General features: G+C 68.9%; 30 protein-coding genes. 20 read left to right on the top strand and 10 right to left on the bottom strand.

All coding sequences use genetic code 11. The features are described from left to right. Positions 1-57 precede the first annotated feature (57 nt). The 8 genes from G6N28_RS08815 to G6N28_RS08780 are packed head-to-tail and all read left to right on the top strand — an operon-like array spanning position 58 to position 7,956. A complete protein-coding gene (locus tag G6N28_RS08815) occupies positions 58-933 on the top strand; it encodes an FAD binding domain-containing protein (RefSeq protein ID WP_163899468.1) in 876 nt (291 codons plus the stop codon). An 18-nt stretch (positions 934-951) separates the two neighbouring features. Next, positions 952-1,440: a (2Fe-2S)-binding protein gene (locus tag G6N28_RS08810; protein WP_163899466.1), complete on the top strand. Its 489-nt coding sequence runs from the start codon at positions 952-954 to the stop codon at positions 1,438-1,440. Next, the gene (locus G6N28_RS08805) at positions 1,437-3,839 is read left to right on the top strand and encodes an aerobic carbon-monoxide dehydrogenase large subunit (RefSeq protein ID WP_163899464.1); all 2,403 of its coding nucleotides are present in this window, start codon (positions 1,437-1,439) and stop codon (positions 3,837-3,839) included. The genes G6N28_RS08810 and G6N28_RS08805 overlap by 4 nt, the downstream gene beginning before the upstream one ends. 8 nt (positions 3,840-3,847) lie before the next feature. Further along, entirely contained in the window at positions 3,848-4,633 is a 786-nt protein-coding gene (locus G6N28_RS08800; RefSeq protein ID WP_163899462.1) for an XdhC family protein, read from the top strand. Next, positions 4,615-5,208 carry a nucleotidyltransferase family protein gene (locus G6N28_RS08795; protein WP_163899460.1) on the top strand — a complete coding sequence of 198 codons (594 nt, stop codon included), beginning with the start codon at positions 4,615-4,617 and terminating at the stop codon, positions 5,206-5,208. Before G6N28_RS08800 ends, G6N28_RS08795 begins: the two co-directional genes overlap by 19 nt. Continuing rightward, on the top strand, positions 5,205-6,092 hold the full coding sequence (locus G6N28_RS08790; protein ID WP_163899458.1) for an AAA family ATPase: 888 nt from the start codon (positions 5,205-5,207) through the stop codon (positions 6,090-6,092). The genes G6N28_RS08795 and G6N28_RS08790 overlap by 4 nt, the downstream gene beginning before the upstream one ends. A 20-nt stretch (positions 6,093-6,112) precedes the next feature. Then, positions 6,113-6,760 (top strand): SRPBCC family protein, encoded by a 648-nt coding sequence (locus G6N28_RS08785; protein ID WP_163899456.1) that lies wholly within the window; start codon positions 6,113-6,115, stop codon positions 6,758-6,760. Continuing rightward, positions 6,760-7,956 (top strand): vWA domain-containing protein, encoded by a 1,197-nt coding sequence (locus tag G6N28_RS08780; protein ID WP_163899454.1) that lies wholly within the window; start codon positions 6,760-6,762, stop codon positions 7,954-7,956. The genes G6N28_RS08785 and G6N28_RS08780 overlap by 1 nt, the downstream gene beginning before the upstream one ends. On the opposite strand, the gene G6N28_RS08775 is transcribed toward G6N28_RS08780, so the two are convergent. Beyond that, complete coding sequence (locus G6N28_RS08775; protein WP_163906004.1) at positions 7,953-8,630, bottom strand: DedA family protein; 678 nt, start codon at positions 8,628-8,630, stop codon at positions 7,953-7,955. The two genes, G6N28_RS08780 and G6N28_RS08775, sit on opposite strands and share 4 nt — an antisense overlap. 130 nt (positions 8,631-8,760) lie before the next feature. On the opposite strand from G6N28_RS08775, the gene G6N28_RS08770 reads away from it, so the two are divergent. Further along, positions 8,761-9,774 carry an alcohol dehydrogenase catalytic domain-containing protein gene (locus tag G6N28_RS08770; RefSeq protein WP_163899452.1) on the top strand — a complete coding sequence of 338 codons (1,014 nt, stop codon included), beginning with the start codon at positions 8,761-8,763 and terminating at the stop codon, positions 9,772-9,774. Here the strand turns inward: G6N28_RS08770 and G6N28_RS08765 are convergent. Next, positions 9,771-10,628 (bottom strand): Rv0361 family membrane protein, encoded by an 858-nt coding sequence (locus G6N28_RS08765; RefSeq protein WP_163899450.1) that lies wholly within the window; start codon positions 10,626-10,628, stop codon positions 9,771-9,773. The genes G6N28_RS08770 and G6N28_RS08765 overlap by 4 nt on opposite strands. Positions 10,629-10,720: 92 nt before the next feature. Between G6N28_RS08765 and G6N28_RS08760 the strand changes: the two genes are divergently transcribed. Beyond that, positions 10,721-11,137, top strand: coding sequence for a DUF3151 domain-containing protein (locus G6N28_RS08760; protein WP_163899448.1), 417 nt, complete (start codon positions 10,721-10,723; stop codon positions 11,135-11,137). 4 nt (positions 11,138-11,141) lie between these two features. On the opposite strand, the gene G6N28_RS08755 is transcribed toward G6N28_RS08760, so the two are convergent. From G6N28_RS08755 to G6N28_RS08745, 3 genes are all read right to left on the bottom strand, one after another. Further along, positions 11,142-12,032 (bottom strand): cation diffusion facilitator family transporter, encoded by an 891-nt coding sequence (locus tag G6N28_RS08755; RefSeq protein ID WP_163899446.1) that lies wholly within the window; start codon positions 12,030-12,032, stop codon positions 11,142-11,144. A gap of 242 nt (positions 12,033-12,274) precedes the next feature. Further along, a complete protein-coding gene (locus tag G6N28_RS08750; protein WP_163899444.1) occupies positions 12,275-13,054 on the bottom strand; it encodes a site-2 protease family protein in 780 nt (259 codons plus the stop codon). 99 nt (positions 13,055-13,153) lie between these two features. Next, positions 13,154-13,732 (bottom strand): peptidase M50, encoded by a 579-nt coding sequence (locus tag G6N28_RS08745; RefSeq protein ID WP_163899441.1) that lies wholly within the window; start codon positions 13,730-13,732, stop codon positions 13,154-13,156. A 77-nt stretch (positions 13,733-13,809) separates the two neighbouring features. Here G6N28_RS08745 and G6N28_RS08740 point away from each other — a divergent pair, with 77 nt between their 5' ends. From G6N28_RS08740 to G6N28_RS08730, 3 genes are read left to right on the top strand one after another with little or no spacing between them, the layout of a single operon-like run. Then, a complete protein-coding gene (locus G6N28_RS08740; protein WP_163899439.1) occupies positions 13,810-15,108 on the top strand; it encodes an adenylosuccinate synthase in 1,299 nt (432 codons plus the stop codon). Beyond that, a complete protein-coding gene (locus G6N28_RS08735) occupies positions 15,105-15,740 on the top strand; it encodes a PaaI family thioesterase (protein WP_163899437.1) in 636 nt (211 codons plus the stop codon). Before G6N28_RS08740 ends, G6N28_RS08735 begins: the two co-directional genes overlap by 4 nt. Continuing rightward, entirely contained in the window at positions 15,737-16,333 is a 597-nt protein-coding gene (locus tag G6N28_RS08730) for a hypothetical protein (protein ID WP_163899435.1), read from the top strand. Before G6N28_RS08735 ends, G6N28_RS08730 begins: the two co-directional genes overlap by 4 nt. On the opposite strand, the gene G6N28_RS27420 is transcribed toward G6N28_RS08730, so the two are convergent. After that, positions 16,314-16,979, bottom strand: coding sequence for a hypothetical protein (locus G6N28_RS27420; RefSeq protein WP_407664946.1), 666 nt, complete (start codon positions 16,977-16,979; stop codon positions 16,314-16,316). The genes G6N28_RS08730 and G6N28_RS27420 overlap by 20 nt on opposite strands. 116 nt (positions 16,980-17,095) lie before the next feature. Further along, positions 17,096-17,464, bottom strand: a complete 369-nt coding sequence (locus G6N28_RS27415; RefSeq protein ID WP_407664945.1) for a PGRS repeat-containing protein — start codon at positions 17,462-17,464, stop codon at positions 17,096-17,098. Positions 17,465-17,573: 109 nt separating this feature from the next. On the opposite strand from G6N28_RS27415, the gene G6N28_RS08720 reads away from it, so the two are divergent. Then, complete coding sequence (locus G6N28_RS08720; protein WP_163899431.1) at positions 17,574-17,720, top strand: hypothetical protein; 147 nt, start codon at positions 17,574-17,576, stop codon at positions 17,718-17,720. A 361-nt stretch (positions 17,721-18,081) separates the two neighbouring features. Here the strand turns inward: G6N28_RS08720 and G6N28_RS08715 are convergent, their stop codons facing one another. The 3 genes from G6N28_RS08715 to G6N28_RS08705 are packed head-to-tail and all read right to left on the bottom strand — an operon-like array spanning position 18,082 to position 21,548. After that, on the bottom strand, positions 18,082-18,273 hold the full coding sequence (locus G6N28_RS08715) for a ferredoxin (protein WP_163899429.1): 192 nt from the start codon (positions 18,271-18,273) through the stop codon (positions 18,082-18,084). Continuing rightward, entirely contained in the window at positions 18,270-19,475 is a 1,206-nt protein-coding gene (locus G6N28_RS08710) for a cytochrome P450 (RefSeq protein WP_163899427.1), read from the bottom strand. Before G6N28_RS08710 ends, G6N28_RS08715 begins: the two co-directional genes overlap by 4 nt. A 54-nt stretch (positions 19,476-19,529) precedes the next feature. After that, positions 19,530-21,548 carry an MMPL family transporter gene (locus G6N28_RS08705; protein WP_163899425.1) on the bottom strand — a complete coding sequence of 673 codons (2,019 nt, stop codon included), beginning with the start codon at positions 21,546-21,548 and terminating at the stop codon, positions 19,530-19,532. 66 nt (positions 21,549-21,614) lie between these two features. Between G6N28_RS08705 and purT the strand changes: the two genes are divergently transcribed. From purT to G6N28_RS08675, 6 genes are all read left to right on the top strand, one after another. Continuing rightward, positions 21,615-22,838 (top strand): formate-dependent phosphoribosylglycinamide formyltransferase, encoded by a 1,224-nt coding sequence (gene purT / locus G6N28_RS08700; RefSeq protein ID WP_407664944.1) that lies wholly within the window; start codon positions 21,615-21,617, stop codon positions 22,836-22,838. Between the two features lie 35 nt (positions 22,839-22,873). Continuing rightward, the gene (locus G6N28_RS08695) at positions 22,874-23,281 is read left to right on the top strand and encodes an Rv0361 family membrane protein (protein WP_163906002.1); all 408 of its coding nucleotides are present in this window, start codon (positions 22,874-22,876) and stop codon (positions 23,279-23,281) included. 19 nt (positions 23,282-23,300) lie between these two features. Then, entirely contained in the window at positions 23,301-23,714 is a 414-nt protein-coding gene (locus G6N28_RS08690) for a rhodanese-like domain-containing protein (protein WP_163899422.1), read from the top strand. Continuing rightward, complete coding sequence (locus G6N28_RS08685) at positions 23,711-24,928, top strand: O-succinylhomoserine sulfhydrylase (RefSeq protein WP_163899421.1); 1,218 nt, start codon at positions 23,711-23,713, stop codon at positions 24,926-24,928. The genes G6N28_RS08690 and G6N28_RS08685 overlap by 4 nt, the downstream gene beginning before the upstream one ends. Further along, positions 24,928-25,344, top strand: coding sequence for a hypothetical protein (locus G6N28_RS08680; RefSeq protein ID WP_163899420.1), 417 nt, complete (start codon positions 24,928-24,930; stop codon positions 25,342-25,344). Before G6N28_RS08685 ends, G6N28_RS08680 begins: the two co-directional genes overlap by 1 nt. Positions 25,345-25,434: 90 nt before the next feature. After that, positions 25,435-26,316 (top strand): endonuclease domain-containing protein, encoded by an 882-nt coding sequence (locus G6N28_RS08675; RefSeq protein ID WP_235674511.1) that lies wholly within the window; start codon positions 25,435-25,437, stop codon positions 26,314-26,316. Positions 26,317-26,318: the final 2 nt, after the last annotated feature.

Below are 26,318 nucleotides of genomic sequence, written 5' to 3'. Positions count from 1 at the left end.
GCCCTGGTCAGAGCCGCCCACACTGGGGGCCCAGCCCTACTGTGTGAGGACGATCACATGCAGGTCCCCGGTCCCTTCGAATACGAACGCGCCACCAGCGTCGACCACGCCGTCGGACTCCTGGATCGCCTCGGCGACGGGGCGATGGTCGTCGCGGGCGGCCACAGCCTGTTGCCGATGATGAAGCTGCGCATCGCCAACCCCGAATACCTGGTCGACATCAACGACCTGGTGTCCGAGCTCGGCTATATCGAGGTCGAGCCGACCCTGGTGCGCATCGGCGCGATGACCCGGCACCGCCAGGCGCTCGAGTCCGACGCGCTGGCCGCGGTGTGCCCGATCTTCCGCGACGCCGAGAAGGTGATCGCCGACCCGGTGGTGCGCAACCGCGGCACGGTCGGCGGCTCGCTGTGCCAGGCTGACCCCGCCGAGGACCTGACCACGGTGTGCACCGTGCTCGACGCGGTGTGTGTGGCCCGGGGCCCGGCCGGGGAGCGTGAGATCGCCATCGACGACTTCCTCACCGGCCCGTACGAAACCGCGCTGGCCCACAACGAACTGCTCACCGAGATCCGGATCCCGCTGGCCCTGCACAGCTCCAGCGCCTACTCGAAGGTGGAGCGCCGGGTCGGCGACTGGGCGGTGACCGCCGCCGGCGCGGCGGTGACCCTCGACGGCGAGACGTTGCGCACGGCCCGGCTCGGGCTGACCGCGGTGAACGCCGACGCGGCCGCGCTGGCCGAGGTCGGTGCGGGCCTGGCAGGGCGGCCGGCCACCGAGGACACGTTCGCCGAGGCGGGCCGCGGCGCGGCGCAAGCCTGCAACCCGGTCAGCGACATGCGGGGCAGCGCGGACTACAAGCGCCACCTCGCCTCCGAGCTCACCATCCGGACGTTGCGGACCGCGGCGGCGCGGGCCCGCGACAACAACTGAGGCCGAAGGGGTCTGGCGATGCAAGTGAACATGACCGTCAACGGTGAACCGGTGGCAGCCGAGGTCGAGCCGCGCACGCTGCTCGTCCACTTCCTGCGGGATCAGCTGCGCCTCACCGGCACCCACTGGGGCTGCGACACCAGCAACTGCGGCACCTGTGTGGTCGAGATGGACGGCGAGCCGGTCAAGTCGTGCACGGTGCTGGCGGCGATGGCCAGCGGGCGCACCATCCGCACGGTGGAGGGCCTGGAGGTCGACGGCCGGCTGGACCCCGTGCAGGAGGGCTTCATGCAGTGCCACGGCCTGCAGTGCGGCTTCTGCACGCCGGGAATGATGATCACGGCCCGCGCCCTGCTCGACCGCGATCCCGACCCGGACGAGGACACCATCCGCGAGGCCATCGCCGGACAGATCTGTCGTTGCACCGGATACACGACGATCGTGCGGTCCATCCAGTGGGCGGCCCGAGCCGGTCGCTCCGCGAGCGCAGAGGCGGCCAAGGCATGACCACCACCGAAGTACGCCCAGATGGCCTGCCGGACGGCACGGCCGACAACGACCAGAAGCCGTGCGGGCACGGCCGGATGCTGCGCAAGGAGGATCCGCGGTTCATCAGGGGCCGCGGCAACTATGTCGACGACGTGGTGCTGCCGGGCATGCTGCACCTGGCGATCCTGCGCTCACCGTATGCGCACGCCCGCATCGTCGGCATCGATACCAGTGCGGCCCAAGCACATCCCAAGGTCAAAGCGGTGGTCACCGGCGCCGATCTGGCCGAAAAGGGGCTGGCGTGGATGCCTACGCTGTCCAACGACGTGCAGGCCGTGCTGGCCACCGACAAGGTGCGGTTCCAGGGCCAGGAGGTGGCGTTCGTCGTCGCCGAGGACCGCTACTCGGCCCGCGACGCGCTCGAGCTCATCGACGTCGAGTACGACCCGGTCGATCCGGTCATCGACGCGCGCCGGGCGCTTGACCCCGACGCCCCGGTGATCCGCACCGACCTGGAGGGCAAGACCGACAACCACTGCTTCGACTGGGAGACCGGCGACGCCGCCGCCACCGAAGCCGCCTTCGCCAAGGCCGACGTCGTCGTCAAGCAGGAGATCGTTTATCCCCGGGTGCATCCGGCGCCGATGGAAACCTGCGGCGCGGTGGCCGATCTGGACCCGGTGAGCGGAAAGCTCACGCTCTGGTCGACCACGCAGGCACCGCACGCCCACCGCACGCTGTACGCGTTGGTCGCAGGCCTGCCCGAGCACAAGATCCGGGTCATCTCACCCGACATCGGCGGCGGCTTCGGCAACAAGGTGCCGATCTATCCGGGGTACGTGTGCGCGATCGTCGGCTCCCTGCTGCTGGGCAAGCCGGTCAAGTGGATGGAGGACCGCAGCGAGAACCTGACGTCCACCGGGTTCGCCCGCGACTACATCATGCTCGGCGAGATCGCCGCCACCCGCGACGGAAAGATCCTGGCGATCCGGTCCAACGTGCTGGCCGACCACGGCGCGTTCAACGGCACCGCGGCGCCGGTGAAGTATCCGGCCGGGTTCTTCGGGGTGTTCACCGGCAGCTACGACATCGAGGCGGCGTACTGCCACATGACCGCGGTGTACACGAACAAGGCACCCGGCGGCGTCGCCTACGCCTGTTCGTTCCGCATCACCGAGGCGGTCTACCTCGTCGAGCGGCTGGTGGACTGCCTGGCCTACGAGCTCGAGATGGATCCGGCCCAGCTGCGGCTGTCAAACCTGTTGCGGCCCGAGCAGTTTCCGTACAAGTCCAAGACCGGGTGGGTGTACGACTCGGGTGACTACGAGAAGACCATGCGGCTGGCCATGGAGATGGTCGGGTACGACGAGCTGCGTAGAGAACAGAGGGAGAAGCGCGAGCGCGGCGAGTTGATGGGTATCGGCATGTCGTTCTTCACCGAGGCCGTCGGCGCGGGCCCGCGTAAGGACATGGACATCCTCGGCCTCGGCATGGCCGACGGCTGCGAGCTGCGGGTGCATCCCACCGGCAAAGCCGTTGTGCGGCTGTCGGTTCAGAGCCAGGGCCAAGGTCACGAAACGACGTTCGCTCAGATCGTCGCCGAGGAACTGGGCATCCCGCCCGACGACATCGACGTGGTGCACGGCGACACCGACCAGACCCCGTTCGGGCTTGGCACCTACGGCAGCCGGTCCACCCCGGTCTCGGGCGCGGCGGCCGCGCTGGTGGCCCGCAAGGTCCGCGACAAGGCCAAGATCATCGCCGCGGGCATGCTCGAAGCCGGCATCGCCGACCTGGAATGGGACAAGGGCACATTCCGTGTCAAAGGCGACCCGTCGGCATCGGTCACCATCGCCGACATCGCGATGAGGGCACACGGCGCCGGTGATCTGCCCGAGGGCCTGGAGGGCGGCCTGGACGCGTCGATCTGTTACAACCCCGAGAACCTCACCTATCCATACGGCGCGTACTTCTGCGTCGTCGACATCGACCCCGGCACCGCGGTGGTCAAGGTGCGCCGGTTCCTCGCCGTCGACGACTGCGGCACCCGCATCAACCCGATGATCATCGAGGGCCAGGTGCACGGCGGCATCGTCGACGGCATCGGAATGGCACTGATGGAGATCATCGCGTTCGATGAGGAGGGCAACTGCCTGGGCGGATCGTTGATGGACTATCTGATCCCGACCGCGGTGGAGGTACCCAACCTCGAGACCGGCCACACCGTGACACCGTCGCCGCACCACCCGATCGGCGCCAAGGGGGTGGGCGAGTCGGCGACCGTCGGCTCGCCGCCGGCAGTCGTCAACGCCGTGGTGGATGCGTTGGCGCCGTTCGGGGTTCGCCACGCCGACATGCCGCTGACCCCGTCGCGGGTGTGGGAGGCGATGCAGGGGCGGGCGCAACCCCCGATCTAGGAGACGACATGACGATCACCGAACGGGTCGCCCAGCTGCGGCGCGCGCGAACGCCGTTCGTGCACGCCACCGTCGTACGTGCCCAACAGCCCGCATCGGCACACGCGGGTGATGAGGCAATCCTGTTGTCCGACGGCACGATCGAAGGGTTCGTCGGTGGGCACTGCGCGCAGAACTCGGTGCGCAAGGCGGCGCTGGGCGCGTTGCAGGCGGGTGAGAGCGTGCTGCTGCGGGTGCTGCCCGACGGCGACGTGCACTACCCGGAGGCGCCCGGCGCGTGCGTCGTCGTCAACCCGTGCCTGTCCGGAGGGGCACTGGAGATCTTCCTGGCCCCGCAGGTCCCCCCGCCGCTGATCCGGGTGTGCGGCGCCACGCCGATCGCCGACGCGCTGGCCGCCATGTGCTCGGTGCTTGGCTACGACGCAATGCGCGACGACATGCGCGACGACGAAGCGGATTTCGCACCGGCCACCGCCGTTGTCATCGCCACGCACGGCGGTCCGGAAGCCCAGATCATCCGCGCCGCGCTCGACGCGGGCGTCGGCTACGTGGGACTGGTGGCCAGCAAGGTGCGGGGGCAGGCGCTTCTCGATGACCTCGGCCTTACCGACGAGCAGCGGCGGCGGGTACACACCCCGGTGGGCCTGCCGATCGGCGCGAAGACCCCTGCCGAGATCGCGGTGTCGATCTTGGCCGAGGTGATCCGGGGGATCAGGGTGGACGGTCTTGCCGCCGACCGGGCAGCGGCGCCGGCCGAGACGCGAAGAGAGGACGCATGCCACGATCACGGGTGACGGGAATGGTGCTGGCGGCCGGCACATCCCGACGGTTGGGCGGAACCCCCAAACAGCTGTTGAAGCTCGGTGATACCACGGTGCTGGGCGCCACCCTCGCGGTCGCCAGGAGCTGCCCCTTCGACCAGCTCATCGTCACGCTCGGCGCGGCCGCAGACGCGGTACGCAAATCGGTGGTCCTCGACGGGATCGACATCGTGTTGGCAGACGATCACGCGGCAGGGTGTTCGTCGTCGCTGCGCGCGGCGTTGCCATGGGTCGATCCGCGAGCGGACGGCGTCGTGCTGATGCTCGGCGACCAGCCGAGGCTGACACGCAGGACGGTCACCAAGCTCATCGCGTGCGGCCGCGGCGCGCCGATCGCGGTGTGCCGCTACGACGGAATCGGCCACCCGTTCTGGCTGAGCCGCAACATGTTCGGTGAGCTTTCGGAGTTGCACGGCGACAAGGGCGTGTGGCGGATGATCGAGTCCGGTGCCCATGACGTGCGCCGGGTCCGCATCGACGGCGCGGTACCGCTGGACGTCGACACCTGGGACGACTACGAACGCCTGCTCGCATCGGTGGCGCAATGACCCGATCATCGGCACTGTTCGCCGATGTCGACGAGGTCGTCCGTCGCTTCGACGCCCACGACTACCTTTTGGACATCGGCACCGCGTCCGCGATCTATCTGGCGGCCACGCTCGGGCGCCCGCTGCTGCTGGAGGGCGAACCCGGGGTCGGCAAGACGACCGCGGCCAAAGTTCTTGCCGCGGTGCTGGGTACGCCGCTGCTGCGGTTGCAGTGCTACGAGGGCCTGACCGCCGCCGAGGCGCTCTACGACTGGAACTATCAGCGTCAACTGCTGTCCATCCGGCTGGCCGAAGCGCGCGGCACCGGGATCGACGAGTCCGACCTGTACACCGAGGCGTATCTGGTCGACCGGCCGATTCTGCAGTGCGTCCGGTACCGCGGACCGGGCGCGCCGGTGCTGCTGATCGACGAGATCGACCGTGCCGACGACGAATTCGAGGCGCTGCTGCTGGAGTTTCTGGGCGAGGCCACCGTCACCGTGCCGGAACTGGGCACCTTCGCCGCGCAGCAGCCGCCGATCGTGGTGCTCACCTCCAACCGCAGCCGCGATCTGCACGACGCGCTGCGGCGCCGCTGTCTGTACCACTGGATCGACTACCCCGACCCGGTGCGCGCGGCCGACATCGTGCGGCGCACGGTGGCGGGTGCAAGCGCCCCGCTCATCGAGCGCGCCTCCCAGTTCGTCGGCGCGGCAAGAACTCTGGACCTCGACAAGCCGCCGGGCATTGCCGAAACCATCGACTGGGTCGCCGCGCTCGTCGCGCTCGGGGTGACCGAACTCGTCGCCGCCGACACCGAACACGCGCTGGCCAGCCTGGGCGCACTGGCCAAGACCCCCGACGACCGTGCCCTGATCAAGGACGCATTCGCCGAATACCGCTGAAAGCCGAGAGGAAAAGCCTGATGAAGATCGCCAACGAGTTCACCGTCAGCGTGCCGGTCGAGGATGCCTGGCGGGTGCTGACCGACCTCGAACAGGTCATTCCGCTGATGCCGGGAGCGCAGATGACGGGCCGTGACGGCGACGACGTGCTCGGCAAGGTCAAGGTCAAGGTCGGCCCGGTGACCAGTGAATTCAGCGGCAAGGTGCGCTTCGTCGAACAGGACGACGAGAAGTACCGTGCGGTCATCGACGCTAAGGGCAAGGAGGCCCGCGGCACCGGCAACGCGGCCGCCACCGTCGTCGCCCAGCTGCACGACGCGGGCGAGCACACCCGGGTCACCGTCGACACCGACTTGAAGATCGTCGGTAAGCTCGCCCAGTTCGGAAGCAGTATGCTGCAACAGGTTTCCGAGAAGCTGCTGGGCCAGTTCGTCGACGAGCTCGAGCAGAAACTGGCCGCCGAGAAGGCCGCACTGCCCGCCCAGGAACACGGCGAGGCCGCACCGGTGATCGACATCGGCGCGGCCAAGCAAGAACCGGAAGCCATCGATCTGCTCGAACTCGCCGGCGGCAGCGCATTGAAGAAGTACGCCCCCGCGGTGCTCGGCGCAGTACTGCTCGCGGCTGTGGTGTTTATGCTCGTGCGAAAGGCACGGCGCGCCAGCTGATGACGACGCCGCATCTGCTGCGCGGCGTCGACATCGCCGCGTTCGCCGTCGCACTGGTCGATCGGCTCCATGGCGGGGGTATCGCGGTTTCCGCCAGCGGACCAACGGGATTCGTCGAAGTGCTGCAACGGGACTGGCCCGCGACCCGGACCCAGCTGTACTGGGCCGCGCGGCTGACCCTGGTGAACCGGGTCGAGGACATCGCCCCGTTCGACGCGGTGTTCGAGGCCGTCTTCGCCGACGCGGTGCTGGGGGTGGACCCGCCGGGGCTCAAACGCAGCCTTGGCACCACCGCCGCATCCGAGCCCGGGGTGCCGGGCCGTCGGCAGGGGGTCGCCCAGGGCGGCCTGCCGTGGAGCACCAGGCCGGCGTCGGTGACGGCGACCGATCCGCACGACAGCGATTTCGGCATCCCCGACACCCTGCCCAGCCGGATCGTCGCCTCCGCCGACGAACCGTTCGAACGATTCGACCCTGACGAGCTGCGGCTGCTCGGCCGGTGGCTCGAACAGTCCGTCGTGCGCTGGCCCCAGCGCCGCAGCATGCGCGCCGAACCGCACCGGCACGGCAAGCGCGTCGACCTGCGCGCGACCATGAGGCAGTCGCGGGAGACCGGCTGGGAGACGATGCGGGTGGCGCGCACCCGCGCCCGTGCGCACCCCCGGCGCGTCGTGCTCGTGTGCGACGTCAGCCGCTCGATGCAGCCCTACGCCACCGTCTACCTGCACCTGATGCGTGCTGCGGCCCTGCGGCACAAAGGAATCCGGCCCGAGGTGTTCGCGTTCTCGACGTCGCTGACCCGGCTCACCGCGGCGCTGTCGCATCGGTCCGCCGAGGTCGCGCTGGCCAAGGCCAACGCGAAGGTCACCGACCGATACGGCGGAACGCGTGTCGGCCACTGCGTGGGTGAGCTGCTGGCGGCGCCGCACGGCAACGTATTACGCGGCGCGGTGGTGATCATCGCCTCCGACGGTTGGGACAGCGACCCACCGGAGATTCTGGATCGGGCGCTGGCGCGGGTACGCCGGCGCGCGCAGACACTGGTCTGGCTCAACCCGCGCGCCGCGCACCCCGACTTCCGCCCGCTGGCCGGATCGATGGCCGCCGCGATGCCCTACTGCGATCACTTTCTGCCCGCGCACTCGCTGACCGGGCTGAAGGAGTTGTTCGCCGTGCTGGCCGACCAGGGGGCCTAGGACGGCTGCTCGGTGGCCGGCTGGGCGGACCCGCCCGCCCGCTTGGTGGCGCGACGACGCTTGAGCCACTCCAGCAGCATCGGCATCACCGACACCACCACGATCGCGATGACGATCGGCTCCAGCAGGTTCTGGATGAACTCGAACTGGCCCAGCCAGTAGCCGAGCAGCGTCAACCCCACACCCCACACGACGGCGCCGACGATGTTGTACAGCGCGAACACCGGATAGCTCATCCGGGCCGCGCCCGCGGTGAGCGGCGCCAGCGTCCGCACGATCGGCACGAACCGGGCGATCACGATCGCGAACGGGCCGCGCTGCACGAAGAACTCGTGCGCCTCATCGAGGTAGCGCTGCTTGAGGAACCGGGCGTCGGGCTTGAACATCGCCGTGCCGATGTTGCGCCCGATCCAGTAACCCGCCTGACCACCGAGGATCGCCGCGATCGGGATGAAAACCAGCAGCTGCCACAGCTGGAAATTGATGGTCTGGCCGCCCTCCGCGGCCAGCGCGGCGGTGCCCGCGGCCAGCATGCCCGCCACGAACAGCAGCGAATCACCCGGCAGGACCGGGAACAGCACCCCCGACTCGACGAAGATCACCAGCAGCAGACCGACCAGCGCCCACGCCCCGAAATAGCCCAGCAGCGTCATCGGGTCCAGGAAGTCGGGCATGAGCGCCAGCTGGTCGCTCGCCGCGAGAAGGGCCGTGGTGGTCACAACGCCCCAACATACCGGTCGGCGTCGGCGATCCAGGAAACGTCGACGGCAGGCGGACCCGCGTCGGCGCCACTAGGGTCCGAATATGCCAACTCACAAAGCCGTGCTGGTCGAATCCGCGGGTGCGCCGCTGGTGCTGAGCGACGTCGAGACGGCGTCGCCGCCGCGCGACCACGTCCGCATCACGGTCGCCGCCTGCGGGGTGTGCGGCACCGACCACGGCATCGTCAACGGCGGATTTCCCGAGATGAGCTGGCCGGTCACGCCGGGCCACGAGATCGCGGGCACGATCGCCGAGGTCGGCGAGGGTATCGAGGACTTCGGCCCCGGCGACCGGGTCGCGGTCGGCTGGTTCGGCGGCAACTGCAACCGGTGCGTGCCGTGCCGCAAAGGCAGGTTCATGCAGTGCCAGCGGATGCAGGTGCCGAGCTGGCACTACCCCGGCGGATACGCCGAGTCGGCCGTCGTCCCGGTGGCCGCGCTGGCCCGCATCCCCGACGAGCTGTCCTTCGCCGAGGCCGCACCGATGGGCTGCGCGGGCGTCACCACGTTCAACGGGCTGCGGCGCACCGCGGCCGCACCCGGTGACCTGGTCGCCGTCGTCGGCATCGGCGGGCTCGGACACCTCGGGGTCCAGTGGGCGCGGGCGATGGGCTTCGAAACGGTTGCGATCGCCCGCGGCCCCGACAAGGCCGACGACGCCCGCACTCTCGGTGCGCACCAGTACATCGACTCCACCGCACAGGATGTCGCGGCGGCACTTCAGGCGCTCGGTGGCGCGGCCGCGGTGTTGGCGACCGCGGCCAACTCGGCGGCGATCGGCCAGGCCGTCGGCGGGCTGGGCCCCGAAGGCGAACTGGTGATCTGCGGCGTGTCGGCCGATCCGATGCCGATCAGCCCCGCGGACCTGATCATGGCCGGGCGACGCGTGATCGGGCACCCGTCGGGCACGTCGCGCGATGTCGAGGAGACCATGCGGTTCGCCGTGCAGAGCGGGGTGCGCGCCTGGATCGAAGAGCGGCCGCTGACCGAGGCCGCCGACGCGTACGCCGCGATGGAGGCCGGCCGGGCGCGTTACCGGATGGTGCTGACCGTCTAACTGTTGGGGGCTTGGCAGATCTTCCACTGGTCGTCGCGGAACTCCAGGTCGAAGCTGCGGGTCGAGCGGACCTGCGGGGCGAACGCCATGAACGTGGTGACATTGGCCTCTGCGTGGTCGCCGTTGATCACCACCTCGTCGATGCTGGCCACCACCGGGTACTGCTTGGCCGCGGCGACCCTGGCATGCGTCTCGGCCCACGCCTGGTCGTTGTAGTTGACGTAGCTGTCGCGGGTGGCGCCGCAGGTGATGCTGCGCAGGGTGGCCAAATCGCCGTTCTGGATCGCGATGTCGAAGTTCTGAATCGTCGAACGAACCTGATCCTCCTGCGAGACCCGCGCGTCCGAGCCGCGGGTGAGCAGCACCGTGCCGAGCACCGCGATGGCCGCCAGCGCGGCGATCACCAGCACGATCGCGATCACCCAGCCCCAGCTACGCCGGTTCTGTGGCGGTTTGGGCGCCTCGTCACGCGGTGGAATCACCTGGGGGGCAACGGGTTTCTGCTGCACCGCACCCGGCGGCGGTGAGAACACCTCGGTGGCCGGGTCCTGCGGGGTGTCGATCTTCTGGGTGGAGCCGGCGTCGAAACCCGACGGCGCGGTGAACCGGCGCTCGCCGGCGTGGTCCGCCGGGTTCTGCTCGGTGAGCGCGTCGGCGTGTGAGATCACCTCGGTGGCCGGCTCGTGATCGGGATCCGGCGGCGGCAGCACCTCGGTGGCGGCCTCGGAATCGTGGTGTGCGTCGTCGGCGGCCCCTTGCTCGGCGTCAGCGGCGTCGTCGGCGTCGTGAGCGTCGTCGGCGGGGGTCACGTCGACTTCGTCATCTGGCTGGTCAGGCCCTGATGGGTTCGGCATCCGTGCGGCTTTCCTCCCTTACGACGCTACGGCCGGAAGCTTAACCACCCGACCCGATCGATGCTTTGCCCGGCGCACGGCACAATGGGGCCATGACGCGGATGGGTGATCTCCTCGGACCGGATCCCGTGTTGCTTCCCGGTGACAGCGCCGCCGAAGCGGAGCTGGCCGCCGCCGAGAACCCCGCCATCGTGGCCGCCGCGCATCCGTCGGCGTCGGTGGCGTGGGCGGCGTTGGCCGAGGCCGCGCTGGCCGAGGATCAGCCCGTCACCGCCTACGCGTATGCCCGCACCGGCTATCACCGCGGCCTGGATCAGTTGCGGCGCAACGGCTGGAAGGGGTTCGGTCCGGTGCCCTACAGCCACGAACCCAACCGGGGGTTCCTGCGCTGTGTGGCGGCGCTGGCGCGCGCTGCCGACGCGATCGGGGAGAGCGACGAGTATCAGCGCTGCCTGGATCTGCTCGACGACTGCGATCCCGACGCGCGTGCGGCGCTCGGCCTGAGCTGATCGCTCACTCCGCGTCGCATCTGCAGTCCGCGGCGTCGTCGGGCGGCTCGACCTGAACCGTCGAGTGATCCAACCCGCGTGCGCTCAACACCGCACGTGCGTCGTCGAGCACCGACGCCGAATCGCGCGCGCTGATCAGGTGCGCGGTGACCATGTCCTTGCCCGGCACCAGCGTCCACACGTGCAGGTCGTGCACTTCGGTGACGCCCTCGACCCGGCTCAGCGCGGCGCGCAGCTCGTCGACGTCGATGTGGGCCGGTGAGGACTCCGACAGGATCCGCAGGGCCGCGCGGGCCAGCGAGAACGCCCGCGGCAATACCCACAGCGCGACGAACACGGCGACCACGACGTCGGCGTACGGCCAGCGCGTGGTGACCGTGACGATGCCCGCGATCAGCACCCCGACGCTGCCGACGGTGTCGGCGAGGACTTCCATGTAGGCGCCCTTGACGGCCAGGCTCTTCTCGGAGTGCGACCGCAGCAGCAGCATGACGACGGCGTTGGCGGCCAGCCCCGCCAGCGCGACGACGATCATCGGCACGCCGGGCACGTCGGGCGCGTGGCCGAGCCGTTCGACCGCCTCGTAGAGGATGAACGCCGCCACGCCGACCAGCAGCGCCGCGTTGGCCACGGCGGTGAACACCTCGGCGCGGTGCCAGCCGTAGGTGCGGGCCGGCGAGGTACTGCCGCGGCGGGCCAGCAGCACCGCGGTCAGGCCCATGAACATCGCGACCAGGTCGGTGAGCATGTGGCCGGCGTCGGCGAGCAGGGCGATCGAGTCGATCACCAGCGCGGTCGTCAGCTCCAGCGCGAAGAACGCGGTGAGGATGACCGCGGCGATGACCATCCGCGAGACGCGGGCATCAACCGAACTGTGATCATGTCCGACACCCATGCCAGCAATCTATGCACAAATACGCATATGTCAAGGGATCGGCGCGCCGGCTTGTCTCGCCGGGCGTGCTGGCTCGCCGAGTGTGCGGTTTCATACGCAACACGCCGGGCGGGGCGTATGAGGACGCACAGTCGCGGGTCGAGGGCTTGCCGCGGGGTGGCGTCGTTTCGCCGAGGGTGCGGTTTCATACGCAACACGCCGCGCGGGGCGTATGAGGACGCACAGTCGCGGGGCCCGTCGCGTCAGAACCAGGCGGACCAGAACCGGGTCAGCGCGCTTCCGGCGCCCACCAGCTGACGGGGCACGCCGGAGAAGTCGAAGAACCACAACACGATGTCCCAGAACCACTGGTTGAGCCCCGGGGCGAGCAGCAGGATCAGCAGGATGAAAAAGCCCCACTGCTTGGCCGGTTGCAGCGCCCGCTGCGTGTCGGGACTCAGGTGCGGTTCCAGCGCGCCGTAGCCGTCGAGGCCGGGGATCGGCAGCATGTTGAGCACGAACGCCGTCACCTGCAGAAAGCCCAGAAACGCCACCCCGGACCAGAACACCGACCGCTGCGCGTCGCGCATCAACGCCGTGAGGCTCAGCAGCAGGATCGCGAACGCCAGGTTGGTGGCCGGGCCCGCGAGGCTGACCAGCGTCTTCTGGCGCCTGGTCATGAACGACGTGCGCACCCACACCGCCCCGCCGGGCAGCCCGATGCCGCCGATCGCGATGATCAGGATCGGCAACCCGATCGACAGCACCGGGTTGGAGTACTTGAACGGGTTCAGCGTCAGGTAGCCGCGGACGGGGACGTCGTGGTCGCCGAAGCGCCAGGCGGTGAACGCGTGGGCGAACTCGTGCAGGCACAGCGTCACCACCCAGCCGGCGATGACGAAGACGAACACCCCGACGTAGGCCAGCACGTCGGGTGCGTCGGCGGCGATCCACGCGAGCACGCCGCCGATCGTGGTGAGCGCGACGATCGCCAGGAAGATCGGGCTGGGCCGCACCGACTGGTTCAGCGGACGGATGGTCACGGCTAGTGACGCTACCGTTTCGCCCAAAGGGGCAAACGGGCGCAAAAGTGCGAGAGGAATCCGCCGTTTCGTCGATCTCACGGCAGGTAAGACGGAGCCTCAGCCCACCCGCAGCCAGCCCTCGGTGTGCCGGTAGAACGTCGAGCGCCGCACCGGCCGCGGCCCCGGCGCACCGTCGCGGCACACGATCGCGCCCGTCGTGCCCAGTTGCGCGGCGCGGCCGGTGACCCAGCTCAACCGGCCTCGTCCCAGCACCGCCGCGCGCAGGCCCGGCATCGTCGGCGTGGGTTCGACGCGCACGCCGGGCACGTCGCCGTCGAACAGCACGGTGTCGTCGACGACGGCCTCGCCGCGCAGCGCCGAACCTGCAGGGTTGCCGCGCCACTCCGCCGCGCCGACGATCACGGTGCCGGTCTCGTCGCGGATCAGCGGCACCCGCGTTGCGACCCCGCGCACCGCCCGGCGCGCCTGCCAGGACCGCCGCACGTGTGCCACCTCGACGTCGAGCCGGTCGGCGCGCAGCAGCTGCGTCAGCACACCGGCCAGGTCGGCGTGCGAACCTACGACAATCATCCGACGACAGCTGACCTCGGGCGATTCGGCCAAGGGGAGGTTGCGCAGCGCACGGGGCAGTCGACGGCCACCGCACGGCAACACCACGACATCAGCGGCGCTCAACGCGGCTCCTCACGTGCGGCTGGGATAAGGTGGCTCACCGGCTGCAGTGTTCATGCAGATTAGCGGGAGAATATGCCATGCCGGCAATCGTGCTCATCGGCGCGCAATGGGGCGACGAGGGCAAAGGAAAGGCCACCGATCTACTCGGTGGGCGGGTCCAGTGGGTGGTGCGCTACCAGGGCGGCAACAACGCCGGCCATACCGTCGTGCTGCCCACCGGTGAGAACTTCGCGCTTCACCTGATCCCCTCGGGCATCCTCACTCCCGGCGTCACCAACGTCATCGGAAACGGCGTGGTGGTCGATCCCGGTGTGCTGCTCACCGAGCTGAAAGGCTTGGAGGACCGCGGTATCGACACCGAGCGGCTGCTGATCTCGGCCGACGCGCACCTGCTGATGCCGTATCACGTGGCGATCGACAAGGTCGTGGAACGCTATGCGGGCAGCAAGAAGATCGGAACCACCGGCCGTGGCATCGGTCCGTGTTACCAGGACAAGATCGCCCGCATCGGAATTCGCGTCGCCGACGTCCTCGACCCCGTTCTGCTTTCCGAAAAGATCGAAGCCGCACTGGAATTCAAGAATCAGGTGCTGGTCAAGATCTACAACCGCAAGGCCATCGAGGCCGAAGAGGTGGTCGAAGCCCTGCTGCAACAGGCCGAGGGGTTCAAGCAGCGCATCGCCGATACCCGCTATCTGCTCAACGCGGCGCTGGAGAAGGGCGAGACGGTTCTGCTGGAAGGCTCGCAAGGCACCCTGCTCGACGTCGACCACGGCACGTATCCGTTTGTGACATCGTCGAATCCCACGGCGGGCGGGGCGGCGGTCGGCTCCGGGATCGGCCCTACCCGCATCACCACGGTCCTCGGCATCCTCAAGGCGTACACCACCCGGGTGGGCTCGGGGCCGTTCCCCACCGAGTTGTTCGACGACAAGGGCGAATACCTGTCCAAGGCCGGCGGCGAGTTCGGGGTGACGACGGGACGACGACGCCGCTGCGGCTGGTTCGACGCGGTGATCGCCCGGTACGCGACGCGGGTCAACGGCATCACCGACTACTTCCTGACCAAACTCGACGTGCTCTCGAGCCTCGAAACCGTGCCGGTGTGTGTGGGTTACCGGGTCAACGGCAAGCGCCTCACCGAGATGCCGATGACCCAGACCGACATTGCCGCTGCCGAACCGATCTACGAGGAGATGCCCGGCTGGTGGGAGGACATCTCCTTAGCACGCGAGTTCGACGATCTACCCGCGAAGGCGCGCGACTACGTGCTGCGAGTGGAAGAGCTTGCCGGAGCGCATATTTCGTGCATCGGTGTGGGACCTGGGCGCGACCAGACGATCGTACGTCGCGACATCCTGGCGGCCCGCTCGTGAGCGATGACCCACACCTGATCGATCCGGACTACGCCAAGCACGGCGGCTTTCCCGAATATGAACCCGCGATGCCAGGTCCGGGATTCGGCCGGTTCCTGACCGCGATGCGTCGTCTCCAGGACCTGGCGGTCTCGGCTGATCCCGACGACGACACCTGGGAGCAGGCCGCCGGCCGCGCAGAGGAATTGGTCAAGCTGCTCGACCCGTTCGAGGCGCCGGAGGGTGTCGGGCCGGCCAACCGGGTGCCCTCGCTGCCCGGCGCGGGCAGCCTGCTGATGCCGCCGTACCGTGACGTCACCCTCAGCCCCGAGGGGGTGGAGCTGACCGTGCAGTTCAGCCGGTTCTCGGTGGGCGGTAACTCCGCCGTCCACGGCGGTGTGCTGCCGCTGCTGTTCGACTCGGTGTTCGGCATGGTGATCCACGCCGTCGGCCGTCCGATCAGCCGCACCGCATTCCTGCATGTCGACTATCGCAAGGTGACGCCGATCAACACTCCGCTGACCGCGCGTGGCTGGATGCGTGACGCCGAGGGCCGCAAGGCGTTCGTCAACGCCGAACTGCGCGACCCCGAAGGTAACCTGCTCGCCGAGGCCAACGGGCTGATGATCCGGTTGTTACCGGGACAGCCATGAACACCCCTGTGCGGCACCGGCTTTCCACACCTCGGGCGGCGGCGCTCGCCGGGGTGTTGTTCGCCGTGCTGTTCACCACTGTGATGGTGCTGATGCGGGTCGCCGTGCCCGACGGCGGCGACGTACGCACCCGGGTGGCCGCGACCCTGATGCCGTTCGCGGGCATCGCGTTTCTGTGGTTCATCGGCGTGGTGCGCGACGGTTTCGGCGGGTTCGAGGACAAGTTTTTCTCGACGGTGTTCATCGGCAGCGGATTGCTGTTTCTGGCAATGATGTTCGCCGCGTCGGCCACGAGTATGGCTGCGGCACACAGTAATGGCACCACCGCCGAGTTCGCCCGCGAGCTCACGCTGGCGTTCGGCAACACCTACGGGCTGCGGATGGCCGCGGTGTTCATGATCACGCTGGCCACCATCTGGCTGAAGACCAACCTCATGCCGCGCTGGCTGGTGGTCGCGACTTACCTTGCCGCGGTGGGTATCCTGGTGGCCAGCGACATCTCCATGTGGCTGGTGCTGGCGTTTCCGGCGTGGGTGCTGTGCGTGAGCGTGCTGCTGCTCACTCGGGCCGGTGTCATCGACCTCGACCGTTAGACGTCCCCGCTTTCTCCGTCGGCACCATCGCTTCCGTTCTCGCCGCTGTCTCCGGGAGTGCCCGTTTGTCCTGGACTGCCGTTGGCGCCTGGCTGACCGAATACCCCGGCCGGCCCGCCGGTGCCCCCTTTGCCACCCGGACCGCCTGCGCCACCGGCGCCGCCGGCTCCGCCCGTGCCGCCGGCACCGCCCTGGCCGGGAACCTCGATTCCGCCCTGGCCATGACCAGCGACGCCGCCGTTGCCGCCGTTGCCGCCGTCAGTGCCGTCGCCACCATCTCCGCCCCGGCCGCCGGGCCCGCCTGCACCGCCTGTGCCGCCGAACACGCCGCCGCGGCCGCCGTTGCCGCCAGGTGCTCCGGCGGTTCCGTTGCCGCCAGCGGCACCGGCGCCACCTGGGCCACCATCGCCGCCGTCGCCGCCGACAGCGCTGCAGCCCTCGCAGTCGACGAAGCCATTGCCGCCGTTGCCGCCGTCACCCCCGCGTGCACCGGTGCCTCCGGCGCCGCCGTCGCCGCCGCGGCCTGCCACTGCGGGCTGAGGAATGCTCTCGGTCGCGATAGTGGCATTTCCGCCTGCGCCACCATCACCCCCCGGCGCTCCAGGGCTTCCGTTGCCGCCGGCGCCGCCGTGGCCTCCTTGGGCACCTACGAGAAAGCCTGGATTGAAACCAACTCCGCCGTCGCCGCCGTCGCCGCCGGCGAATCCCGCGCGACCGTCGTAACCGTCGTAGCCGTTCGTTCCGGCCGAGGAATTGGCCGGACTATCGATACCGTCGGCGCCCGTTCCGGCGACGCTGACACCGTCCCACGCCGGGTTGACGCCATCTGCACCGGGGGAGCCTGCACCGCCCGCCCCTCCTGCGCCGCCATTGCCGAACAGTTGCGCGTCCCCGCCGTTGCCGCCCGGGGCCGCCCAGGCCACCCGTCCCTCCTGCGCCGCCATTGCCGAACAGCCCACTGCGGCCGCCGTTTCCACCGGCTTGTCCGGGCGCGCCATCCGCGCCCTTGCCTCCGTTACCCCACAGAAGGCCTCCAGGGCCGCCGTCCTCACCCGGCTCGTCGCCGTCGAGACCATTGCCGATCAGCCATCCGCCGGGTCCGATCAGGTGGACGAAGTTGGTCCCGCCCACCAGCGCAGCTGAGGGGTTCGCAGCTCGCGTTGCAGAGATCCCATCACCCAAGAGTGCGGAGGCGATCCGAAAGCGCTGCGGGGCAAAGAAGTTCGGTTGGGACCTATTGATGGAAACCCGTGCTGGATCGGCGGCGGAGCCGGATGCTGTCGGCGGGGCCGGGGACGGGGCGAGTAGGCCGAGTGTGGCCACGATGACCGGTGCCGAGCTTCCGCCGGCGTTCAACGGTGTCGATGCGGCCAGCATCGCCGGATGAATGTCGGTGACATTTCGTGTCGTGCTGTTTCCGTGGCTGGCAGCTTTGGGTAACACATCTACCGCACTGGAAACGTTTTCCACTGTGACGCCGCCGGTTACCGTCAACATGCCCGCTGCGAGAGCGGCGAGGATTTGCGGCGTGGGAGCTGACTTCTGCTCGTACGTTTGGAGATGGCCTCGCGCGTTGTCTCCACCTCGTCGAATTCTGGTCATGGCCATACCCCTTCCGGACGTGTCAACCGGAGGTCGCGCCTTTGGGGTACTTTGCCGTCGAGGTGTCGTGACGCTTTAAGTAGGGCGCTACTGCACTTCGGGCCTTCTGGTGCTGGCGCCACTTAGTTGGGAGCGGTCTTCGCTGCTCACTCGACGAACCGGAGCGCTTGCGACGGACACAGCTTGACGGCTTCCTGCACATTGGCCAGCTGATCGTCAGGCACCTCATCGACCAGGACCGTCACGATGCCGTCGTCGTCCTGGTCGAACACCGCGCCGGCAACCATCACGCAGTTACCGGCCTGTATGCACACGTCGCGATCGGCTTGCACTCTCACCATGTCACCTTCAATGATTTCAGACCGTAGATGAAGTGAAACGCCCGGAACTGCACCTCGTTGTAGTCCTCGGCCAGCGCCAGGGTCGGAAAGCGGCGCAGCAGTGCGGGAAACGCGATACGCATCTCCATCCGCGCCAGCGGCGCGCCGAGGCAGTGATGCACCCCGTGGCCGAACCCGAGGTGCCCGATGGCGCCGCGCCGGATGTCGAGCACCTCGGGCGAGTCGATGAAGTCCGGATCGCGGTTGCCCGACGGCAGCGAGACGAACACGAGTTCACCGGCCGGGATCTTCACCCCGGCCACCTCGACGTCGGTGGTGGTGTATCGCGGGATCGCGTTGTGCACGATCGACAACCAGCGCATCAGCTCCTCCACTGCGGGCGCGACGATGTCGGGGTCGTCGCGCACCGCGGCGAGCTGGTCGGGATGCCGCAGCAGGGCCAGCGTGCCCAGTCCCAACATGTTCGACGTGGTCTCGTGGCCGGCGAGCAGCAGCAGGCTGGCGACGCCGACGAGCTCGTCGTCGCTGAGCTCGGCGCCGTGCTCACGCACCAGCAGGCCGAGGATGTCGTCGCCGGGCTCTCGCCGGGCTCGCTCGACCAGCGACGCCATGTAGGCGCGGCCCTGTCGCTGCAACTCCAGCCGTTCGGGAATGGGTGTGGACAGGTCGAGTTGGCGTGCGCTGCGCTGTTGGAATTCGTCGCGGTCGTCGTAGGGCACGCCGAGCAGTTCGCAGATCGCCAGGGACGGAATCGGGAGCGCGAAGGTCTGCACCAGATCCACGGGCGGGCCGGTACCGGCCATGGCGTCGAGCTGCTGGTCGACGATCTCCGCGATGCGCGGCTCCAGCCGCTTCATCCGCCGGATGGTGAACTCCGGGGTGAGCATGCGCCGCAGCCGCTGGTGCTCGGGCGGGTCGAGGGCGAGCAGGTTGCCCGCACGTGCCCTGGTCAACTCCTCGTCGGAAACCGTTGGCGCGCCGGGTAGCACGAAGCCGGGCGGGCGAGTGTTGGAGAACCGTTCGTGGTCCGAGAGCACGGCCTTGATGTCGTCGTGCCGGGTGATCAGGTACACCTGCATGCCGAACGAGTTCGTCACCGTGCGGATCCCGGTGCGTTCCCGGATCTCACGCAACGCCGGCGTCGGCTCCAGCCCGTCGCGCCGCATGTGCAGCGGCGGAAGTTCGGCAGCCTGGGTCATGCCTAGACGTTACCCGCGCACCCGAGCGCCGCGAGATCTACCTTTTGGGCGGTTTTACTCGCACTTTCCCGCCGAAATGTCCCGTTGGGCGGTATCGGCGCCGGAGGCGCCGCGCAGCGCCGGCCACCAGATGCGCGGCCCGATCAGCGTGAACAAGGCCGGGATGATCACCGTCCGCACCAGGAACGTGTCCAGCAGGATGCCGAGGCCGACGATGATGCCCACCTGCGTCAGCACGATCAGCGGCAGCACGCCCAGTACGCAGAACACCGCCGCGAGCACGATCCCCGCGCTGGTGATCACCGCGCCGGTGGCCGAAACCGCACGCACGATGCCGTCGCGGGTGCCATGCTCGGGCGTCTCCTCGCGGGCGCGGGTGACCAGGAAGATCGTGTAATCCACGCCGAGGGCCACCAAGAACAGGAACGCGAACAGCGGCGCGTTGTTGTCCAGCGCGGGGAAGCCGAACAGGTGCACACTGGCCCAGCCACCCAGCCCGAGCGCGGCCAGCGCGCTGAGCACCGTCACCGCCACCAGCACCAGCGGCGCCAGCGCCGACCGCAGCAGCACATACAACACCGCCAGCACCACCACCAGAATCGCAGGCACCACCACCAACCGGTCATGGCCCGCCGCGGCGCTGGCGTCGCGCGCGGTGGCGTCCGATCCGCCGACCAGGGCGCCCTCGCCCACCGCGGCGCGCAGCTCGTCGACGACGGTGAACGCCTCGTCTGACGCCGGTTCCGCGTCGATCACCACCGACCACTGCGTGAGCCCGGTGGCGCTTTGGCCCGCCTGGGTCACCGACACCACGCCGGGGGTGGCGACGATCGCCTGTTCGACGTCGGCGGCGCGTTCGGTCGGGGCGACGACGTGGGCCGGGTCGGTCAGGCCCCTGGGGAAGTGCTCTGACAGGCGCTCGTATCCGGCGACCGACTCGGCCTGCACCCGGAACTGTTCGGTCTGCGACAGCCCGACCGGCGTGTTCCACACCCCGATGCACAACAGTGCCAGCCCCGCAATCGACACCGCCGCCACGCTGCCGGGCCAGCGAGCCACCGATTCGGCGATGCGGTGCCAGATCCCGCTGTCGGTAAGGGGTTTGGCGCCGACCCGCGGAATGAACGGCCAGAACAACCGCCTGCCGAACAGCGCCAGCAGCGGCGGCAACACCAGCAGCACGTACACCGCCGCGACGATCAGACCTGCCGCGGCCTGCACCCCGAGGCTGCGCACGCTCGGCGACGAGGCGAAGAACAGCGTCAACAGTGCCAGCACCACCGTCGCGTTGCTCGCCAGGATCGCGGGGCCGGCCTGGCGCACCGCGACCGCCAGCGCCACGCGGTGGTTATCGTTGCGGCCCAACTCCTCTCGGTACCGCGAGATGAGCAGCAACGCGTAGTTGGTGCCCGCCCCGAACACCAGCACACTGGTGATACCGCCGGTCGACCCGTCCGGCGTCATGCCGAGGGCCTGCGCGACGGCGGTCCCGAGCACCGCGGCCACCCGGTCGGCGAACCCGATCACCGCCAACGGCACCAGCCACAACACCGGGGAGCGGTAGGTGATGATCAACAGCAGCGCGACGACGGCGGCCGTCACCGCCAGCAGGGTGATGTTGGCGCCCGAGAACGAGTCGGCGATGTCGGCGCCGAACGCCGGGCCGCCGGTGACCTCCGTGCGCAGCCCCGGCGGCAGCCCTTCGGCGGCGTCCTCGCGCAGCTCGGTCACCGCGTCGGTGAGCTCGAAGCCGGACAGGTCGGCGTCCATCGGCATGGCCGCCAGCGCCGCCTGGCCGTCGGACGAGACTTGAGCCGGCCAGTTCTGGTTGACGGCGTCGAGATCGGCCGAACTCAGCGCGGCGCCGTCCGCACGGGTGACGACGATGATCGCCGGCGCGCTGTCACCGCCGGGGAACTGCGCGCGCAGCTCGTCGACCCGGGCGGACTCGGCGCTGTCGGGCACCGGCACCGGCGAGCGGCTGCTCGATTCGTCGCTGCCGGCCAGTGCCATCAGGACCCCGGACAGGGCGATCACGAGAACTGCCAGTGTCCAGGACACGCGTCGCGACATGTCCTCCAATATTTCAGAGCCGGGCCTGAACCCGTTGGCCCGGCATCTGGCAGGGTGGACCTCGCCATGAGTGACATGACTGAGGACGACACGCCGGCGCAGCCCGCGGCAGCGCGCTCGACGGTGATGCTGCTCGGCGCCGGCGAACTGAGCCGCGAGCTCACGCTGGCCTTTCAGCAGCTGGGCGCCGAGGTCATCGCGGTGGACCGCTACGCCGACGCGCCGGCGCACGGGGTGGCTGATCGGGCCGTCGTGGCCCGGATGAACGACGCCGACGCGTTGACCGCGCTGATCGAGAAGGAGAGCCCGCGTTACGTCGTGGCCGAGGCGGGGTTGATCGCCGCGGACGCGTTGATCGCCGTCGCCGAGCGCGGCGACGTCGAGGTGTTTCCGACACCGCGCAGCACGCGGCTGTCGCTGGACCGCGAGGGCTTGCGCCGGCTGGCGGCTGACGAACTCGGCCTGCCCACCGCGCCGTTCTGGTTTGCCGGCTCAGTCGAGGAGCTGACCGCGGTGGCCCAGCACGCCGGTTTTCCGTTGGTGGTCAAGCCGGTCGCGGCGGCACCGGGCGAGGGCGAGTCGGTGCTGCTACGCGCCGAGGATGTCGAGCCCGCCTGGCAGCGCGCGGTGGTGGCCGGCCGGATCCCGCACAACCGGGTGATGGCCGAGACCGTCGTCGACGTCGACTTCGAGATCACCCTGCTGACCGTCCGCACCACCGGACCGACCGGGCCGGCCGTGCACTTCTGCGAGCCGATCGGGCACCGCCAGGTCGACGGCGGCGTGCTGGAGTGCTGGCAGCCGCAGCCGATGCCGCCTGCCGCGCTGGACGTCGCGAAATCGATCGCCGCGCGCATCGTGAACTCGCTGGGCGGGCGCGGCGTGTTCGGCGTCGAGCTGTTGGTGCGCGGCGACGAGGTGTACTTCGACAGCGTGCGCCCGCGGCTGCACGACAGCGGCCTGGTGACGCTTCGCTCCCAACGACTTTCGGAGTTCGAGCTGCATGCCCGGGCGATCCTCGGGCTGCCGGTCGACACGATCATGGTCTCCCCGGCGGCCGCCGAGGTGGTCTACGCCGGCGCCGAGCCGACCACCGGCTCGCACGTCGATCCGCAGGTCGCGCTCGCCGACGCGCTGACCGTCGCCGAGAGCGACGTGCGGTTGTTCAACCGGCCCGACGACGGCGAGACCCCGCGCCGCCTGGGGGTGGCCCTGGCCACCGCGGCCGATCCGATCGTGGCCCGCGACCGCGCCAAGCGGGTCACCACCGCGCTGCGCGGGCTCTGGTAGCCGTGTCCGAGCAGACCCCTGCCGACCGGCCGACCATGACGCCGTTTCTGGCGGCGCTGGGCGTGGTGGTGCTCATCGTGATCGTAATCGCGCTGTTCAACCTGTTGGGCGACGACGAGCCGTCGGCCGAGCAGCAGGTGGCCCGCGCGGCGGTCGGCCAGAACGACGCGCTGCAGCGACTCAGCTACGCCGACTTCCGCACCTACACCTGCGCGGCCGAGCAGGGTACCGAAGCTGATGTGCTTGCCGAGCAACGCAATTCGGTCGACTCGCGGGGTGCGCGCTACGTCGACGACGTCACCGACATCAAGGTCGACGGGGACCGGGCCAGCGCCAAGGCGACGTATCACTTCGACAAGGCGCCGGACACCAAAACCAGTGTGACCATGAGCTTTGTCCGCGAGGACGGGGCATGGAAGGTCTGTTCGGCCGGCCCAAGGTAGCTGTGGGACACTTCGGTTCGTGAGCTATGCCGGAGACATCACGCCCGAGGAGGCCTGGACGCTGCTGACCGACGTCCCCGAGGCGGTGCTGGTGGACTGTCGCACCGAAGCCGAGTGGCGCTTCGTCGGGGTACCGGATCTGGCCACGCTGGGGCGTGATGTCGTGTTCATCGAATGGAACCGCACCGACGGCACCACCAACGAGGCGTTCGTCGACGACCTCGTCGCAAAGGTCGGCGCCGCACCCAACCGGCCGGTGGTGTTCCTGTGCCGCTCGGGCAATCGCTCGATCGCGGCCGCGAAGGCCGCCACCGCGGCCGGTATCGCTCCGTCCTACAACATTCTCGACGGGTTCGAGGGCGACCTCGACCAGCACCGCCACCGCGGCGGGTCCGGGTGGAAGGCTGTCGGTCTGCCCTGGAGGCAGTCATGAGCGGCCAGGAGGTGCCCTCGGTGCGCCGCCCCGCCCCGCTGCCCGACGGCGTGGGCCCGGGCACCATCGGAGTGCGCGGCGGATTGTTGCGGTCGCATTTCGACGAGACGGCCGAGGCGATTTACCTCACCTCGGGATACGTCTACCCGTCGGCCGCCGAGGCCGAGAAGGCGTTCACCGGCGAGATCGACCGCTATGTGTACTCGCGGTACGGCAACCCGACCATCTCGATGTTCGAGGAGCGGCTGCGCCTGATCGAAGGCGCGCCCGCATGTTTCGCGACGGCCACCGGGATGGCCGCGGTGTTCACCTCATTGGGCGCGCTGCTGGGCGCCGGTGATCGGCTGGTCGCCGCGCGCAGCCTGTTCGGGTCGTGCTTCGTGGTGTGCAACGAGATCCTGCCCCGGTGGGGCGTGCAGACGGTGTTCGTCGACGGCGAGGATCTGTCCCAGTGGGAAGAGGCGCTGTCGGTTCCGACCGCGGCGGTGTTCTTCGAGACCCCGTCGAACCCGATGCAGTCGCTGGTGGACATCGCCGCGGTGTGCGACCTCGCGCATGCTGCTGGCGCAAAGGTGGTGCTGGACAACGTCTTCGCGACACCGATCCTACAACAGGGTTTACCGCTCGGCGTCGACGTCGTGGTGTACTCGTGTACCAAACACATCGACGGGCAGGGCCGCGTGCTCGGCGGGGCGATTCTGGGCGACAAGACCTACATCGACGAGCCGGTGCAGAAGCTGATGCGCCACACCGGGCCCGCGATCAGCGCGTTCAACGCGTGGACGCTGTTGAAAGGCTTGGAGACGCTGAAGGTTCGAGTGGACTACCAGAACACGTCGGCACACCGGATCGCCGAATTCCTGGAGAACCATCCCGCCGTGAGCTGGGTGCGGTACCCGTTCCTCGAGTCGCACCCACAGTACGACCTGGCCAAGCGGCAGATGACCGGCGGCGGCACGGTGATCACCTTCGAGCTGAAAGGCGGCACCAAAGAGCGGGCCTTCGAGGTGCTCGACAAGCTGCGGCTCATCGACATCTCCAACAACCTCGGCGACGCCAAGTCATTGGTCACCCATCCAGCCACCACCACCCACCGGGCGATGGGTCCGGAGGGCAGGGCAGCCATCGGCCTCGGCGACGGGGTGGTGCGAATCTCGGTGGGGCTGGAGGAGACTGACGATCTCATCGCCGACATCGACCAGGCGCTGGGTTAGTGTCCAAGCGGTCCGAGGCCAAGAAGGCGCGGCGGCGCAAACGCCGGGCCGCACGCAACGAGCGTTGGGTGCCCGACGCGGTCATGGCCTCGCTGTCCGACGACATCGAAACGGCCGCGCTGCTCGAGGAGTTCGATCAGCGAATCAGCGAGCGCGGCTGGGTTTTCGACGAGGACGCCTCCGACGAGGAGTCGGCGCTGTGGTGCTACCCGCCGTCGCAGGCCGACCTCGACGACGACGAGATCGCCGATATGACGACGATCGTGCTGACCGCGGCCGACGACACCGACATCGTTCACGTCGTGTTCGTCGGCACCGCCGATGACTACCAGTTCGGCTTCCAGGAGCTGTTCGAGTGCCTCGACGTGATCGAGGCATACCGCCACGGCGATCCGGTACCGAGCTTCAGCGCTTAGCGCTCTCAAGGCGGCCGCGAACGTTCCTTACCGCTCGAAGTTTCGGCCGAAATTCGAGCGGTAAGGAACGTTCGCCGGGCATGGAACCGGATGGCGGCCCAGGCGCGTCCTATACCCATGCGCCCGTTTATTGGTTCAGAGGCGGTGGCAGCTGGTGTCGTCAATCGGTACCAGCTGGCGACCCGACACGATGCGGTGTTTCGCAACGTCTATGTACCCAGCGGATACGTCGTAGCGCCCGTTGACAAGGCCGTGGCGGCGTGGCTGTGGTCGGAGCGGCGTGCCACAGCTGCGGGTCTTTCCGCCGCCGCACTACACGGCATGCAATGGATCGATGCGCACCTACCTGCCGAAATCAACCAACCACATCGCCACAAGACCAAGGGGATCTTGCTGCATTCCGACAAGCTCGCAGATGACGAGGTTTGCGTCGTGAATGGCATACCGGCGACCACAGCCGCCCGAACGGCGTACGACCTGGGCCGCCGGCGTGGCCTGACCACAGCGGTGATCCGGCTCGACGCGCTGATGCAGGCGACTGATCTCAAGCCCCCTGATATCCAGCTGCTCGCCGATCGCCACCGCGGTGCTCGGGGCATCGTCCAGTTGCGTGAAGCGATCAGCCTGTCTGATGCCGGAGCCGAGTCGCCCCAGGAGACGCGCACCCGACTGATCCTGACTCGGGCCGGGCTGCGGCCACAGTGCACGCAACTTGAGGTCTTCAACGAATTCGGCGTTTTCGTCGGCCGCATCGACATGGGCTGGGACGACTGGTGTGTCGGCGTGGAGTACGACGGGATTCAACACTGGACGGATCCACAGGTCCGGGAGAGGGACATCGAGAAGCAGGCCAAATTCCAAGCCTTGGGATGGCGGATCATCCGCGTCAGCGCAAACATGCTGCGCAACCGCCCCGATGTCATCATCGGTCGCACCCGCGCGGCTTTACGCGCTGCGGGCGCACCATATTAGGC

Origin of the sequence: Mycolicibacterium pulveris (genome assembly GCF_010725725.1) — a bacterium.
GTDB lineage: Bacteria > Actinomycetota > Actinomycetes > Mycobacteriales > Mycobacteriaceae > Mycobacterium > Mycobacterium pulveris.
Note: the sequence above shows the minus strand (reverse complement) of the source record. Positions and strands in the feature narration are given on the sequence as shown.